This window comes from Bradyrhizobium sp. sGM-13, from assembly GCF_018398875.1.
Lineage (GTDB): Bacteria > Pseudomonadota > Alphaproteobacteria > Rhizobiales > Xanthobacteraceae > Bradyrhizobium.
This window is the reverse complement of record NZ_JAGWDK010000153.1, coordinates 1-857: the sequence shown is the minus strand read 5'-3', so window position 1 is coordinate 857 and position 857 is coordinate 1. Positions and strand designations below refer to the sequence as shown.

At 59.9% G+C, this 857-nt stretch carries 1 pseudogene; it reads left to right on the top strand.

What is annotated here, in order from left to right:
- Positions 1–693: 693 nt before the first annotated feature.
- A pseudogene (locus KJQ96_RS42550) lies at positions 694–857 on the top strand (hypothetical protein); the annotation flags it as partial.

Sequence of the window (857 nt, the reverse complement as noted above, 5' to 3'; positions counted from 1 at the left end):
GAGCATCTATGGCCCGCCGGTTCACGCTGGCGGGCCTATTCCACGAGGCGAAGGGTTCGGCGTCGCTTCATTCGATCGATAGCGTGGACAACCTCATCTCTATCGAGAACGGCGGTGCACCGTTGCCGTGGCGGCGCGCGGGCCGGGTGCAATGTATTCTCCAAGGATGCGCCTGGCATCCTCGATACCCCGCAGCACGGTGTCTTGATCCGGCTCGGTCATTGGTACGCGCCTTACTGAGCGCGGACTCAAATCATTATCTTGAAGTTCGTTCCTAGCCAATTCGGCAAGGAAAAGGCCCCAGCCGGGGGGAAGCTGGGGCCGCTCTTGAAACCGTGCCAACCGGGGACGGTGGTCGGCACGCAAAACTAGCAATCCTCACCTAGAGTGGTCCTACGATTGGCGTAGCTCAGAGTGTACAGCGGTTCGCTTGATCGAGATCACTCGGAACTGGCCCATCCGCTGTGTGTTGCCGTTCACACCGAGCGACCCGAAGCACCGGGCCGTTGAGGTGACGAGGTCCGGACTCCTAGGCACCCCGGGCCTCGTTTCTTTTTTGAGGCTTCGGTCCGCGTGAACAACTTCCGGGTTCCGCTGTTCTGTCGTAGGGGATGAAAGCAGGTCCCGACGCGACGCTACTATTTCGATGTACGAAAGGATGACTCTTTCGCTCCAGATAAAGAAGGTCTTGAACTTTGCACCATCGAAGCTGCGCAGGAAAGAAGCAGCTCGTTCACTGGCGGACATGCACGGGACAGCTCCGCAAGCGTCACGCCGGCGGCGTGGTGGCCGGGCGACGAGATATGCAAGCCGTCGCGGGTTTTGAGCGATGTCGGCCAGAACAAGCTCATCCTGGG